This is a genomic window from Myroides odoratus, from assembly GCF_001549985.1.
Lineage (GTDB): Bacteria > Bacteroidota > Bacteroidia > Flavobacteriales > Flavobacteriaceae > Flavobacterium > Flavobacterium odoratum_A.
On the sequence record NZ_LROZ01000002.1, the window covers coordinates 217727 to 233363 of the forward strand.

Genomic DNA, 15637 nt, shown 5'->3' on the forward strand with positions numbered 1-15637 from the left:
CAACAGCTGTTGTCAATTTATCTTGTTAGTTAATTAGTTTTCGTCCTTCCAGTTTAAGCGATCCATTTGGTTATACTGCCATGGTGCTCCGTTGTTTTCAATATTCTGCATCATATTGTTTAATTCAATTGGCGCAGCACTTTGTTCCATTACTAAGAATCTTCTCATATCCATAATAATTGACAAAGGACTAATATCGATTGGACATTCTTCCACACATGCATTACACGTATTACATGCCCATAATTCTTCTGGCGTAATATAATCGTTTAATAGTGTTTTACCGTCATCTACAAACTTTCCGTTGTTTGCATCTAATATCTTGCTTACATCTTCGATACGATCACGTGTTGACATCATAATCTTACGAGGAGAAAGTTTCTTTCCAGTTGTATTTTGTGGACAAGAAGAAGTACATCTACCACATTCAGTACATGAATAAGCATTCATTAATTGTACCCAGTTCAAATCCATCACATCTTGAGCACCAAATTTTTCTGGCTCCCCTACTGGTTCAGCAGGTGCTGCAAAAGGATCTGCATTGGGATCCATCATTAAAGCTACTTCTTTCTTTACCGATTCTAAGTTATCAAACTCTCCTTGTGGTTCTAGGTTTGCATAGTACGTATTAGGGAAAGCTAAGAAAATGTGTAAGTGTTTAGAGTAATACAAGTAGTTCATGAAGAACATCACTCCAATAATATGTGCCCACCAGCAAAAACGCTCAATAAAAGCTACTGTTGCGAAGTCCATTCCGTTAAATACAGGTGTAATTAAACTTGAAATAGGAAAAGATCCCACAGCGGTATAATGCGAGTAATTATTTAATTGCAAATAGTGATCTGCTGCATTCATTACCAAGAAGAATACCATTAAGATGGATTCAATATAGATAATGTTATTTGCATCGCGTTTTGCCCATCCTTCTAATTCAGGTTGATTTAAACGCTTTAATTTTAGAATATTTCTTCTAATCCAGAAAACAGCAACTCCAAAAATAACAAGGAATGCCAGTACTTCAAAGCAAGCGATTAATACATCATAGACAACGCCTAAAAAGCTAAATGCACGGTGTGTACCAAATAATCCATCAACAATAATTTCTAACATTTCAATGTTGATGATTACGAATCCTACATACACAAAGATGTGTAAAATAGCAGGAATAGGGCGTTTAACCATTTTCGATTGCCCTAAAGCAACGCGAATCATGTTGCGCCATCTGTCTTTAGGTCTATCGGTACGGTCAATCTTTCGACCTAACTTAATGTTGCGAATTAATTTCTTTACATTTCGAATAAAGAAGCCAAATCCCGCGATAAGTAATACTAAAAATAATGCTTGGCCTAAATACTGCATAGTTGTAATAAATTGTTTCTGTAAAGTTGTTAGTTTTTTTGGTTAGATTGGTTCTAAATTTCTGTTATTCCTTTTTTTCTTCTTTTTCTTGGTAAGGTGTCGCCTTTTTACCAAATAAAGAGAAGTGAACATAACGTTTCGGATTTTCTTTTAAATCGCGCATTAATTGCTCTAATTCTTTTGAAGCTCCCGTCAGATTTTTATATAGTTCTTCGTCCTTTAATAGCTTACCTACCGAACCATTTCCATTTTCAATATCCGCTAAAAGCTTATCAATATTAGCAGAAGCACTCTGTAAGTTAGCAAAAGTTCCGTTAATATCCAATTCACTTAACTCTTGAGAAAGCCCTACAAAGTTTTTACTCATGACATTTAAGTTCGTCATGGTTCCTTTTAATTGAGGTTCAATTCCGTTCATTAATTTATTAGCACCAGCTAAGGTTCCTTTTAACTCGGTAACGCTAGTTTTTAAATCTGCTTGCATTTGCTCATCCAATACACCATTAATAGCTACTAACATGGAATTTGCATTTGCTAATACTTCATCAAGCTTTACTTTTAAAGGTTCTAGCTCTCCTACTAATTTCTCTGTAATATCAAATTGAACATCTCCTTTTAAGTATTGTCCAGATTCAGCATAATCTGTATCGCCAAATTTCGGATCGATGGAAATCCCTTTTCCTCCTAATAATCCAGGAGAATAAATCGTTGCCACGCTTGATTTTGCAATATCAATAGGATGTGTCATCATTAACTCAACAACCAGCTTACCTGTTTGTGCGTTGATATTAATGCGAGATACCTTTCCTACGACTAAACCGTTAATTGTTACACTAGAAGACGTTGTAAGTCCTTCAACATTATCGTATTCAACATAATATTTAGTACTATTATCGAAAAGATTTCTTCCATCTAAAAAAGAATATCCCCAAATAAATAAAGCAATTGCTCCTAATACTAAAACAGCTGTTTTAATTTCTCTAGATATTTTCAAAACTCTATATTTTTATATATAACACGCAAAATTAAACTTTTATTTTTTAAAAAGTAGTGTTTATTTCAATGCCTCCTCCACAGAAATACTCTTACCGTCTTTATAAGCAACAATAAAAGAAGAGCTATGTCCTTTTGCCTTAGCTTCTTCTAATCGCTTTTTAGCTTCGTTATAATCCGATGTTTGGCCATAAAAATACTTGTTCACCTTTCCTCCTTTTTCCATTGTCACATTACTAAGTCCATTGAAATTCTTTGCTTTCAATTCTAAAACACGTGAACTAGCTGCAATCTGTACTTTAAAAATTACTCCTTTTGCTGTTGTTTTTTCTGCTGTACTTTCTTTGCTCTTTTCTGTCTTCGTTGTTGTGGACTTTGATGATGATGTTGTGGTGGTCGTTTCTGAAGATGGACTGATGCTTACTGTAGCATCTCCTCCATAGTATGCATTTTTATACTCAATAATTCCCTTAGCGATAGATTCTGCTAATTCTTTCTGCCCTTTTTTAGACGTTAAGTAAGCCCCTTCGTCTTTATTCGATACAAAACCTAGCTCAATTAAGATACTAGGCATGAATGCTCCATGTAATACCCAGAAAGGCCCTTGTTTAACTCCTCTATTTTTTCGTTTTAAATCATACGTAAATCCATCTTGTACTCTACTTGCTAAATCAATACTTTGATGCACGTAATCCTCCTGAATTAACGTCAATCCAATAATAGACTCTGGAGCTTTAGGATCAAAACCTGCATATTTCGTTTTATAATCGTCCTCCATCATAATTACGGAGTTCTCCTTTTTGGCTACATCTAAGTTGGATTTATTCTTACTTAAACCCATCACATAAGTTTCTGTTCCATAGGCAGCGTTTCCATCCACTCCATTACAGTGAATCGATACAAAAACATTTCCTCCTTTATCATTAGCAATAACGGAACGCTGTTTTACCTCAACGAAAACATCTTTATCACGGGTGTAAATCACCTCAATATCTTTATTCTTTTCTAGAATCTTTCCTGTTTCTAAAGCAACGGCTAACACAATGTCTTTCTCGACATTACTCAAATGATTGGTCCCTGAATCTTTTCCGCCATGGCCTGGATCTAATACTACTTTAAATTTTTTATTTTGCCCTAATGTAGCAACTGTAACACATAGGAAAGAAAAAACTATCAGCAATTTAGCAACTCTATTGTTCATAAAAAAGTCGTTTAGAATTCGTTTAATATAAATTAAATTACATTTTTCAGAAAAAATATATGTAAGTTTGACACGTTAAAAACAACGGGTTTGATTTTACAAAAATAGCACATATTCATAGATTTGCGTACTAATATTTTCAATATCGTCATAGTTTTGTTCGTTTTAGGGGTATTTTCATTCCCTAGAGTTAAAGCTCAAGAGTTCAACAAAACAACTACTTCACTGAAAGTCAACAACAAAGACTCTAAACTATTACCAGGTTTAGACACGGACACTATTGTCCCAACTCAAGATTCTTTACCTTCCATTAAGAATACAACGGATAGCATTAAACCACCTGCCAAGGGGTATTTAGAAGATATTGTTTATCGAAAAGCAAAAGATTACAATAAGCTAGACCAAAAGAAAAAACAGATTACATTATACAACCAAGCAGAAATAAAATACCAAGATTTTGAATTAACTGCGGGGATTATTGTATTCAATTACGAACAGAATCAAATTTACGCAGGTCGTATCAAAGATAGTTTAGGTAATTTAAGTCAAGCTCCTGTTTTTAAACAAGGAGGACAAGTAGTTGAGCCAGACTCTATTGTGTACAACACAAAATCACAACGTGCTTTAGTATGGCAGTCTAGAACTTCTCAAGGAGAATTCAACATCAAATCTGGAATGACAAAGAAAGAAAATGACTCGGTGTATTTCATGGAGGATGTAATTTTCACTACAGCCAAAGATTTAGATGATCCTGAATATTACTTCAAAACGAAAAAAGTTAAGCTAGTTCCGAATAAGAAGGTAGTAGTTGGACCTACCAATATGGTTATTGCCGATGTACCTACTCCATTAGGATTGCCTTTTGCATTCTTCCCTATGTCGGAAAAAGCAGAATCTGGTTTTATCATCCCAAGTGTGGGAGAAACAAACCAGCAAGGATACTATTTACAAAATGGAGGATACTACTTTGCTTTAAGTGATCGAGCGGATTTAACCATGCAAGGGGATTACTATACCAATGGTAGCTGGGCTTTGCGATCGAGTAGTAACTATGCCAAGCGCTACAAATACAACGGACGTGTATTAATTCGCTATGAAAATAATATTTTCAGTGAACGAGGACTTCCTGATTACCAAAAAAGCACCATTTACAACGTTCAGTGGAACCATGCACAAGATGCTAAATCGAATCCTGGTTCGCGTTTCTCTGCTTCGGTTAACATGGGTAGTGGTCAATATTTTAGACAGTCGAATAACTCTTATAATGTTGGTGCATCGTTAAACAATACGATGAACTCTTCCATCAGTTATTCGAAAACCTTTGAAAGTACACCACAAGTTAACATGTCACTTTCTGCCACGCATTCACAATCAACCAATACTGGACGAGTAAATATGTCCTTACCTACACTTCAAGCGAGTGTAGACCGTATGTTCCCTTTTGCTCCAAAAAATGGATCGAAAAAAGGGTTAATCAAAAACTTAAACCTTTCTTATAACTTAAGAGGTGAAAACCGAGTGGATATTCATGAAGATAACTTCTTCAAACAACCGATGTTTGACAGTTTGAATTCTGGTTTTCAACACACTATTCCAATTACAACGAACTTTAAGCTTTTCAAATACTTCTCTGTTTCTGCAGGAGGTACCTACAATGAAACTTGGGTTTTCAATACCATTAAAAAACAATACAATCCAGAAACAAACCGCGTAGAAGACGTGCGTGTAAATGGATTTGATCGCTATAGCACCTATAATTTTAACTCGAATATTGGGACAACTATTTATGGTACGTTTAACTTTAGCAAGGACAGTAAAATTCAAGCTATTCGCCACGTCATGCGTCCAAGCGTAGGATATTCTTATACTCCTAGTTTTGACCAATATTACGATACCTATAGCATAGATGCCACTGGAACAACAATGCAGGAGTATACGCGTTTCCAAGGAGGTCTATTTGGAGCTCCAGGTAGAATGAATTCCAATATGTTAAATATGTCGTTGAGTAATACCTTTGAGGCCAAGATACGCGACGATGAGGAAAAAGAGGGATTTAGGAAATTAATGCTATTAAACAGCCTGAACCTTTCCTCTAGCTACAACATGTCTGCAGACTCTCTTAAATGGGCACCTGTGCGTGTTTCTACAGGAACGACTCTTTTCCAAAACAAAATGCAGATTAACGTAGGGGCAACGTTAGACCCTTATGCCTTAAATAATAACAATCAACGTATTGATGTTTTCAACATCAACAACGGAGGAAGTTTATTCCGTTTAACCAGTGCAAACGTAACGGTTAACTGGTCCTTAAATAGCAATGATCCTTTATTTGGAAACAGAGAGAAACCAAACCAGAACTCCATTGACAATGGTGGACGTGGTGATGATTTATTCGGACAAGCTGGTAATCTAGGTGACAATCGTCAAAGCATGTTTGACAACAAAAGAGAGGACCGTCCTTTTGAAGGATTTTACAATGCAAAAATTCCGTGGGACCTAACCTTTGCTTATTCCCTAACCTACAATAACTCCGCCCGTCAAAATGAGATTTCCAATAACTCAGTGATGATGTCTGGAAACATAGAACTTACTCCGCGCTGGAAGGTCGGATTTTCTTCGGGTTATGACTTTGTACAAAAAGGAGTTACCTTTACTCAATTCCGCTTTGAACGAGATTTATTGAGCTGGCGTATGGACTTCACTTGGGTTCCGATTGGAACATATACGAGTTGGGGCTTCTTCATCGGAATTAAATCATCCATGTTAAGTGATATCAAGTGGGAAAAACGAAAAGCACCAGATAAACGCTATTTTTAATTCAATATAAGCATGAAAAAAACAATCATAAATTCTGATCAAGCACCTAAACCGATTGGTCCTTATAATCATTCCGTATTAGTAGGTGATTTACTTTTCATCTCTGGTCAAATTCCATTTAACCAAGCCACTGAAACATTAGTTACAACTGGTATTGAAGATGAAGCGAAACAAGTAATGGCGAATTTAAAAGCTATTCTAACAGCAGCAGACATGACGTTTGAAAACGTAGTTAAAGCAACGATTTTCTTAACGGATATGAATGATTTTGCTAAAGTAAATGAAATCTATGGTAGCTTTTTTCAAGCAGAAACTGCACCAGCAAGAGAATGCATTCAAGTCGTAAAATTACCACGTAACGTCAATGTAGAGATTTCAATGATTGCTACAAGATTTTAAATAAAAAACAAGGGGAACCAAAAATGGTTCCCCTTGTTTTTTATTTAGTTTACAATTTCTCATAACCCATCACTCATAACCCAATAGCCTTTAACAACAACTGAGCACTAGCTTCATTCGTTGCTAAAGGAACATTGTGCACGTCACAAACGCGAAGCAACATATTGATATCCGGTTCATGTGCATGTTTCCCCAGAGGGTCTTTAAAAAACAAAACCATATTCGTTTTTCCCTCTGCAACGCGAGCTGCAATTTGAGCATCCCCACCTAAAGGTCCAGATAGCATGCGTAATACTTCAAATCCTTCTTTTTGTGCAATTCCACCTGTTGTTCCAGTGGCAATTAACTCAATGCCTTCTCTTGATAAAATGGCTCGATTTTTCTGAATAAACGCGAGCATTTCATCTTTTTTACCATCATGGGCAATTATAGCTATTTCCATATTTCTTTTATTTGTGATAATCGATTAACCCATCCAGTGGTTTTTGAATGATTTTTCCAATTGCAATATCATGCTGATGTAAAACCGCTTTAAACTCATCTTGTAAAAAATAAGCTACTGATCCTACAAAATGCACGGGTATACTACTAGATTCTGGATGGCTTTTAATGTAGTGTTCTACAAAAAACACAACTTGTTCTTCAATCATTGCTTGAAAAAAAGGATGATCCTTGTGTTCAATTAAAAAAGGAAGAAAAGAAGCTAAATACGCATTTGGATTTTCCTTCTTATAGAAGTTATACTTCACCACATCCGCATCTAAATCGTATTTTTGGGTAAATTTCTTCGCTAATTCAACAGGCATATAATTTAAAAACAAGGCTTTAATCATCAATCGCCCTAAAGCACTTCCACTGCAATCATCCATAGCCATATAGCCTAGCGATTGCACTTTTTGATGAATAACTGTTCCATCGTAATAAGAGACATTAGAGCCCGTTCCATTGATACAAACAATTCCTTTTTCACTTTTTCCTACTGTTGCATAAACGGCTGCATAAGTATCCTCATGCACGTTAATTGATTGACAGTTGATAAAATAGGAAGTAAAAAAATCGCGAACTGTTGTTTTACTTCTATTCGAGCCACAACCTGAACCATAGAAGTACAATTCCGTTACTTTATCCTTGTTTTTAGCAATATCTGGAACCGTATTTACCCGAGTATGAAACTCCTCTAACGTAATAACTTCGGGATTAAGCCCAAGGCTTGTCACCGAAGTTATCACTTTATTATCTTGATCAAAAAAGATCCAATCTGCTTTTGTAGAACCGCTATCGACGATTATTTTCATTTGCTTTGTTATATTACTTTACTGTCGTTAACAATACAGCCATATCTACCATTTTAGCAGCATAACCGTATTCATTATCATACCAAGCAACGAATTTATAAAAAGTTTCATTCAAAGCAATACCTGCTTTAGCATCTACAATACACGTATGTGGATCTGAAACGAAATCTTGAGAAACTACGTCATCTTCAACAAACGCCATAATTCCTTTTAATTCGTTCTCACTTGCCTTTTTAAATACAGCCATAACTTCCTCATAACTTGTTTGTTTAGCTAATTTTACCGTTAAATCCACTACAGATACATCAGCTGTTGGAACACGCATCGACATACCTGTAATTTTCCCTTTTAATTCAGGAATTACTTTTCCTACTGCTTTTGCTGCCCCTGTAGAAGCTGGAATAATATTTACTAAGGCAGAGCGTCCTCCTCTAAAATCTTTTTTAGAAGGTCCATCTACAGTATATTGTGTTGCTGTTGCTGCGTGAATGGTTGTCATCAACCCTTCAACAATACCAAATGAGTCATTTAATACTTTAGCTAAAGGCGCCAAACAGTTTGTTGTACAAGAAGCATTTGAAACAATTGTATCTGTTGGTTTTAATTGCTTTTCGTTCACGCCCATCACATACATGGGAGCATCTGGCGACGGAGAAGAAATTAGCACTTTTTTTGCACCTGCATCAATATGTTGTTGTGCACCTGCTAAATCTTTAAATACACCGGTACAATCTGCCACAACATCTACTTTTACCTCATCCCATTTCAGCAACAATGGATCGCGTTCTGCTGTAACGCGGATTTCTTTTCCGTTGACAATTAAATGTCCATCTACAACTTCTACTGTTCCATCAAAACGACCATGTACAGAGTCGTATTTGATTAAATAAGCTAATTGTTCAACAGCCATTAAATCATTAACTGCAACGATCTCGATGTCGTTTCTCTTTACCGCTTCTCTTAACATTAAACGTCCAATACGTCCAAAACCATTGATACCTACTCTTGTTTTCATATTTGCTTTTTTATTTAATTCTATACTTAAATTGTAATTATATCTGATACTCGTAATAGTTCAGCATCTACTGCTGTATGCCCTTTTACGATATGATCTAAAGGAGTTAATGCAACTTGATCATTGATTAATCCAACCATGAAATTCTTTCCTCCTTCTAACAAAGTTTCAACGGCCTTCACGCTTAGTCGACTCGCTAAGACACGATCAAAACACGAAGGTGCTCCGCCTCTCTGCATATGTCCTAAAACAGAAACTCGAACCTCATATTCTGGTAAATGCTCTTCCACATATTCTCCTAATTCAAAAACATTTTTTCCTAGTTTTTCACCTTCTGCTACAATAACAATACTCGATGATTTTCCTGATAATTTGCTTTTTTTCAAAGATTCTAATAAACGTTCTAAACCTAAGTTTTCTTCTGGAATGATAATTTCCTCTGCTCCTGCTCCGATTCCAGCATTCAAAGCAATATGTCCCGCATCACGTCCCATGACCTCAACAAAAAAGAGTCTCTTATGTGAACTTGCTGTATCTCTGATTTTATCTACGGCATCTACCACCGTATTCAAGGCTGTATCAAAACCAATCGTATGACTCGTACCATTAATATCATTATCAATTGTACCTGGAATTCCCATAACGGGAATATCAAATTCTTTACTTAACAACATTGCCCCAGTAAAACTACCATCACCACCGATAACAATCAGCGCATCGATTTGAGCATTTTTCAAATTTTCATAGGCTGTCTTTCTTCCTTCTTCTGTTCTAAATGCAGCACTTCGCGCTGTTTTTAAAATAGTTCCTCCTTTGTTAATGATATAGTTGACATCACGAGGACCTAGCACTTCGAAATCTCCTTCTACTAATCCTTGAAATCCTCTAAATACCCCCACACACATCACATCATGATAGGAACAAGTACGAACAATTGCTCTGATTGCTGCGTTCATTCCAGGAGCATCTCCCCCTGAAGTTAAAACCCCTATCTTTCTTATAAGGTTGCTCATAATTACTTTTCTTTTTAGTAAATTTAAGGAATACCCTAGATTAAATCAATCCATAGTTGTGATTTATTTAGGTAATTCTTATTATATTTTTGTTAAAAAACCTAATTTGTTTACAATTGATTACCTCGAGGTATACCTACACAATTGTAACTGACTCTTCTTGATAGGATAATACTCATTTTTTACTATGATTCCTACCAAAGGAACCAAAAAATAAAGAAAAGAACTAGGACATATTTCCTTTTGTAACTCCTATCTGCTGCTGTAGCTTCACCTTACTTAAATAGAATTATTATAAATTATCTCCTTCTTTTAAAAAACAAACACAACGTATTGTAAATCAATGCATTAATTAAAAACAAAACTTCTTTTAGAAAAGGATAAAAAAATGCTGTGAAAAGAAATTAAAGCTATTTTTGTGGCATGAAAAGAAAGAGAACAGAAAGAATCGTATTCGAAAACGTAGAAGTCCTTGATGCAGGTGCAAAAGGCGTTTCGGTAGCTAAAGCTCCTGACGGGAAAGTTATTTTTATTCCCAATGTTGTTCCAGGAGATGTTGTTGATGTCCAAACCGTTAAAAAACGCAAAGCGTATTATGAAGGATTGGCTATAAAAATCCACAGCTATTCTAAAAACCGTATTGAACCAGTATGTCAACATTTTGGTGCTTGTGGAGGATGCAAGTGGCAAAACATGTCTTATGAGCAACAGTTGTTTTACAAAAATCAAGAAGTTCAAAATAACCTTAAACGCATTGGTAAAATTGAGTTACCTGAATTTGAGCCTATTTTGGGTTCTGAAAAAACACTATTTTACAGAAATAAAATGGAGTTTTCTTTCTCTAATGCTCGTTGGTTAACACCTGAAGAAATTGCTAGTGGAGACGAGATTGGCAAAGAAAATGCCTTGGGCTTTCACATCCCTAAAATGTGGGATAAAATCTTAGACATTCAAAAATGTCATTTGCAACAAGATCCATCCAATGCGATTCGCAATGAGATTCGAACATTTGCCAATGCAAATAACCTATCTTTCTTTAATCCAAGAGAACAAGAAGGCTTATTGCGTACCTTAATGATTCGCACAAGCTCAATTGGAGAGATTATGGTCATGATTCAATTCTTCTATGATAATCAACAAGAAAGAGAATTGCTATTGGATCATTTAGCTGCAACCTTCCCAGAAATCACTTCTTTACAATATGTTGTAAATGGCAAAGCTAACGATACCATCTACGATCAAGACGTTGTTTTATACAAAGGACGTGATTATATCTTAGAAGAGATGGAAGGTTTGAAATTCAGTATCAATGCGAAATCATTCTATCAAACCAATTCAGATCAAGCCTATGAATTGTATAAGATTACACGTGATTATGCTGAATTAACAGGTAATGAACTAGTATTCGACTTATATACAGGAACAGGAACTATTGCACAATTCGTTTCGAAGAAGGCGAAAAAAGTTGTAGGAGTTGAGGCTGTGCCAGAAGCAATTGCTGATGCTAAAATCAATGCAGAACGCAACGAAATCACCAACTGTGATTTCTTTGTAGGAGACATGAAAAATGTATTCAACGATGAGTTCATTGCTACACATGGACATCCAGATGTAATTATTACAGATCCACCGAGAGATGGAATGCACAAAGATGTTGTGGATATGCTTTTAAAAGTAGCCCCTAAACGCATTGTGTATGTAAGTTGTAATTCAGCTACTCAAGCGAGAGATTTGGCCTTATTAGACGCCAAATACAAAGTAACGAAAGTTCGTCCTGTAGATATGTTTCCACAGACGCATCACGTAGAAAATGTAGTGCAATTGGAATTAAAGTAATTGCGAACAATCATCATAAAAAAATCCAGCACTTCGGTGCTGGATTTTTTATTTACTGCTTAGGCTAAAATCTTTAGAAATTTGGTTTTAGCGTATACTTTTTATAGAAAGCATCAATGCGCTCTACTACTTCATCTGCGGTATCAACCAATTGAATCAAATTCATATCTTCTGGAGAAATAGTTGAATACTTAGCCAAGAGTACATTTTTAACCCATTCTAACATACCACCCCAAAAATCTGTTCCTACTAAAATAATTGGAAACTTAGCGATTTTCTTCGTTTGGATTAAGGTGATTGCCTCAAATAATTCATCTAGGGTACCAAACCCTCCAGGCATTACAACAAACCCTTGAGAATACTTGACAAACATTACTTTGCGCACGAAGAAATAGTCAAACTGAATATTTTTATCACTGTCAATATACGGGTTAAAATGTTGTTCAAATGGTAATTCAATATTCAATCCGACAGAAACACCTTGTCCTAAATGTGCGCCTTTATTACCAGCTTCCATAATTCCAGGTCCTCCTCCAGTAATAACCCCATAGCCAGCTTTACTAACTTTGAATGCAATTTCTTCTGCTAATTTATAGTATGGATCTTCTTTTTTTGTTCTAGCTGAACCAAAGATAGAAATACATGGACCAATACGTCCCATTTTCTCATAGCCATTCACAAACTCAGACATGATTTTAAAAATCCCCCACGAATCGTTCGTTTTTATTTCTGTCCAAGACTTTTGCTTGAATTTCTCTTGGATTTTCTCCTCTTCATTGCCTACAATTTCTTTCATAATTCAATCATTTTTTAAGTTCGTTTTTTAAAAAGTGAGCCGTATAGCTCTTCTTTACTTTACTTATTTGTTCCGGTGTTCCCTTCGCCATTACTTCACCGCCATTCGCTCCACCTTCATATCCAATATCAATAATATAATCTGCTAACTTGATTACATCTAAATTGTGCTCAATAATCAGCACGGTATTCCCCTTTTCCACCAACGTATTGATTACTTCCATCAAGACGCGAATATCTTCAAAGTGCAATCCTGTAGTTGGTTCATCTAAGATATAAAATGTATTTCCAGTATCTTTTTTAGATAACTCTGTCGCTAACTTGATGCGTTGTGCTTCCCCTCCAGACAAGGTTGTACTTTGTTGTCCAAGTGTAATATAGCCCAACCCAACATCATTAATCGTTTTTAATTTGCGGTAAATCTTCGGAATATTTTCAAAAAATTCCGTTGCATCTGCTACCGTCATTTCCAATACATCTGAAATCGACTTCCCTTTGTAGCGAATTTCCAATGTTTCTCGATTAAAACGCTTTCCTTGACAGGTTTCACATTCTACATAAACATCTGGTAAAAAGCCCATTTCTATGGTGCGAACCCCAGATCCTTCACAGGTATCACAGCGTCCACCACTCACATTAAAACTAAATCGCCCTGGTTTATATCCTCGTATTGAAGCTTCTGTTGTTTGTGCAAACAGATTTCGGATATCGGAAAACACTTCTGTATACGTAGCTGGATTTGATCGCGGTGTTCGCCCAATTGGACTTTGATCAATGCCAATGACCTTATCAATATGTTCTAAACCACTAATTTTTTTATACGGTTGAGGCTTTGCTACTGCATTGAAAAAGTGATTGTTTAAAATAGGGTATAATGTTCCGTTAATCAAGGTTGATTTACCTGATCCCGAAACCCCTGTAACACAAGTTAAGGTTCCTAGTGGAATCTCAATGGTAACATTTTTTAAATTATTTCCGGTCGCTCCTTCTAACTTGATGGACTTTCCATTGCCTTTTCTTCGTTCTTTAGGAACAGCAATCTCTAATTCACCATTCAAATATTGTGCCGTAAGCGTATGTTCTTTCAATAATTCCTGTGGTGTACCTGTACTGATAATTTGCCCACCTCTTTTTCCTGCATATGGACCAATATCAATCACGTAATCCGCACGTTCAATCATATCTTTGTCATGCTCCACCACAAGCACGGAGTTTCCAATATCACGCAACGATTCCAACGATTTGATTAAGCGTTCATTGTCCCTTTGATGTAAGCCAATACTTGGTTCATCTAAGATATAGAGAACACCTACCAACTGTGAACCAATTTGCGTAGCCAAGCGAATACGCTGTGCTTCCCCTCCTGATAAGGTTCTTGAACTGCGATTTAACGATAGATAAGTCAAACCAACATCTTTCAAAAACGACAATCGCGTATTGATTTCTTTTAAAATCTCCTCCGCAATACTTCTTTGTTTATCAGAAAGTTTATCGGATATATCAGCGAACCAAGCAATCAAATGCTCAATGTCCATTTGAATTAATTCGCCTATATTTTTTTCTGCAATTCTAAAATACAGCGCTTCTTTTCTCAAGCGCGTTCCATTACAGGAAGGACAATCAATTTCATCCATGTATTCTTTTGCCCAACGCTTGATTGATGCTGTTTCACTTTCTTCAAACTGATTTTTAATAAAATTATTAATTCCCTCAAAATCAATCTTATAATTCTTAGAAATTCCTGCTACTTTGTGCTCTACTGTAAAACTGTCCTGCCCACCATTGAGAATAACTTCCATTGCTTCTTTAGGAATATCCTGAATCGCATCAGCCAATTTAAAATTATAGCGCTGAGCAATCGTTTCCAACTGCTTGAAGATCCAAGTATTCTTTTCAGGTCCAAGTGGAGCTAATCCTCCTTTTTTTATTGAAAGGGTTGCATCGGGAATCACTTTATGGTAATTGATTTCATGTACTGTCCCTAATCCATTACACACTTCACAAGCTCCTTTAGGAGAATTAAATGAAAAGTTATTCGGTTCAGGTTTAGCATAGGAAATCCCCGACGTTGGACACATCAAATGACGGCTAAAAAAGCGCACTTCTTGGGTTTCTTGATCCAAAATCACAATCGTATCATCGCCGTGATACATGGCTGTTTGAATACTTTCTGCCAAACGTTGTGCCGTTTGTTCTTTATCGTCAATAGACAAGCGATCAATTACAATTTCAATATCATGCGTTTTGTAACGATCCGCCTTCATACCATATTCTAAATCCTTGATTTCTCCATCGAGTCGTACTTTCAAAAACCCTTGTTTAGCAATTTGCTCAAACAATTCACGATAATGTCCTTTTCGCGAGCGTACGACAGGAGCAAGAATATTAATTTTTTTACCTGCATAATCTTGGAGAATCAATTCTTGAATTTGATTATCCGTATAGCTCACCATTTTCTCGCCTGTATTATAACTATAGGCCTCTGCTGCTCTTGCATAAAGCAAACGCAAAAAGTCATAAATTTCCGTAATCGTTCCTACGGTTGATCTCGGACTGCGATTGGTGGTTTTTTGTTCAATGGCAATTACAGGTGACAATCCATCAATTTTATCTACATCTGGTCGTTCTAAACCGCCTAAAAACTGTCTGGCATAGGCGGAAAACGTCTCGATATACCGACGTTGACCTTCTGCATATATTGTATCGAAAGCCAAGGATGACTTACCAGAGCCCGACAATCCTGTGATCACAACGAGTTTCTCTCGTGGAATACGGATATCTATATTTTTTAGATTGTGAACTCTAGCTCCTAAAACTTCAATAAAATCTTCTACTTTAGACATAATTTTGTGCAAAAAAACAAAGATACATATTAATCTCATTTTATGTAATCTGCGGTTCTATTGTTTTGATG

General features: G+C 36.0%; 12 protein-coding genes. 3 read left to right on the top strand and 9 right to left on the bottom strand.

The features are described from left to right. Positions 1-33: 33 nt before the first annotated feature. The 3 genes from AWV75_RS04285 to AWV75_RS04295 form a co-directional block, all read right to left on the bottom strand. The gene (locus tag AWV75_RS04285; RefSeq protein ID WP_060873195.1) at positions 34-1359 is read right to left on the bottom strand and encodes a (Fe-S)-binding protein; all 1326 of its coding nucleotides are present in this window, start codon (positions 1357-1359) and stop codon (positions 34-36) included. A 64-nt stretch (positions 1360-1423) separates the two neighbouring features. Then, positions 1424-2353 carry an MlaD family protein gene (locus AWV75_RS04290; RefSeq protein ID WP_060873196.1) on the bottom strand — a complete coding sequence of 310 codons (930 nt, stop codon included), beginning with the start codon at positions 2351-2353 and terminating at the stop codon, positions 1424-1426. 60 nt (positions 2354-2413) lie between these two features. Then, positions 2414-3553, bottom strand: coding sequence for an N-acetylmuramoyl-L-alanine amidase (locus tag AWV75_RS04295; protein WP_060873197.1), 1140 nt, complete (start codon positions 3551-3553; stop codon positions 2414-2416). A gap of 123 nt (positions 3554-3676) precedes the next feature. Between AWV75_RS04295 and AWV75_RS04300 the strand changes: the two genes are divergently transcribed. Next, positions 3677-6370: a putative LPS assembly protein LptD gene (locus AWV75_RS04300; RefSeq protein ID WP_060873198.1), complete on the top strand. Its 2694-nt coding sequence runs from the start codon at positions 3677-3679 to the stop codon at positions 6368-6370. 12 nt (positions 6371-6382) lie between these two features. Then, entirely contained in the window at positions 6383-6769 is a 387-nt protein-coding gene (locus tag AWV75_RS04305; RefSeq protein ID WP_060873199.1) for a Rid family detoxifying hydrolase, read from the top strand. A 73-nt stretch (positions 6770-6842) separates the two neighbouring features. Here AWV75_RS04305 and AWV75_RS04310 read toward each other — a convergent pair whose 3' ends face one another. The 4 genes from AWV75_RS04310 to pfkA are packed head-to-tail and all read right to left on the bottom strand — an operon-like array spanning position 6843 to position 10092. Next, positions 6843-7211: a methylglyoxal synthase gene (locus tag AWV75_RS04310; protein WP_060873200.1), complete on the bottom strand. Its 369-nt coding sequence runs from the start codon at positions 7209-7211 to the stop codon at positions 6843-6845. Positions 7212-7218: 7 nt separating this feature from the next. Continuing rightward, the gene (locus tag AWV75_RS04315) at positions 7219-8064 is read right to left on the bottom strand and encodes a BadF/BadG/BcrA/BcrD ATPase family protein (protein ID WP_060873201.1); all 846 of its coding nucleotides are present in this window, start codon (positions 8062-8064) and stop codon (positions 7219-7221) included. A 13-nt stretch (positions 8065-8077) separates the two neighbouring features. Further along, the gene (gene gap / locus AWV75_RS04320; protein ID WP_060873202.1) at positions 8078-9079 is read right to left on the bottom strand and encodes a type I glyceraldehyde-3-phosphate dehydrogenase; all 1002 of its coding nucleotides are present in this window, start codon (positions 9077-9079) and stop codon (positions 8078-8080) included. A gap of 26 nt (positions 9080-9105) precedes the next feature. Further along, positions 9106-10092 (bottom strand): 6-phosphofructokinase, encoded by a 987-nt coding sequence (pfkA, locus tag AWV75_RS04325; RefSeq protein ID WP_060873203.1) that lies wholly within the window; start codon positions 10090-10092, stop codon positions 9106-9108. Positions 10093-10515: 423 nt separating this feature from the next. Here pfkA and rlmD point away from each other — a divergent pair, with 423 nt between their 5' ends. Next, entirely contained in the window at positions 10516-11928 is a 1413-nt protein-coding gene (gene rlmD / locus AWV75_RS04330; protein WP_060873204.1) for a 23S rRNA (uracil(1939)-C(5))-methyltransferase RlmD, read from the top strand. Between the two features lie 73 nt (positions 11929-12001). Here rlmD and AWV75_RS04335 read toward each other — a convergent pair whose 3' ends face one another. After that, positions 12002-12724, bottom strand: a complete 723-nt coding sequence (locus AWV75_RS04335; RefSeq protein WP_002991103.1) for a TIGR00730 family Rossman fold protein — start codon at positions 12722-12724, stop codon at positions 12002-12004. Positions 12725-12731: 7 nt separating this feature from the next. Beyond that, entirely contained in the window at positions 12732-15566 is a 2835-nt protein-coding gene (gene uvrA / locus AWV75_RS04340) for an excinuclease ABC subunit UvrA (protein WP_060873205.1), read from the bottom strand. Positions 15567-15637: the final 71 nt, after the last annotated feature.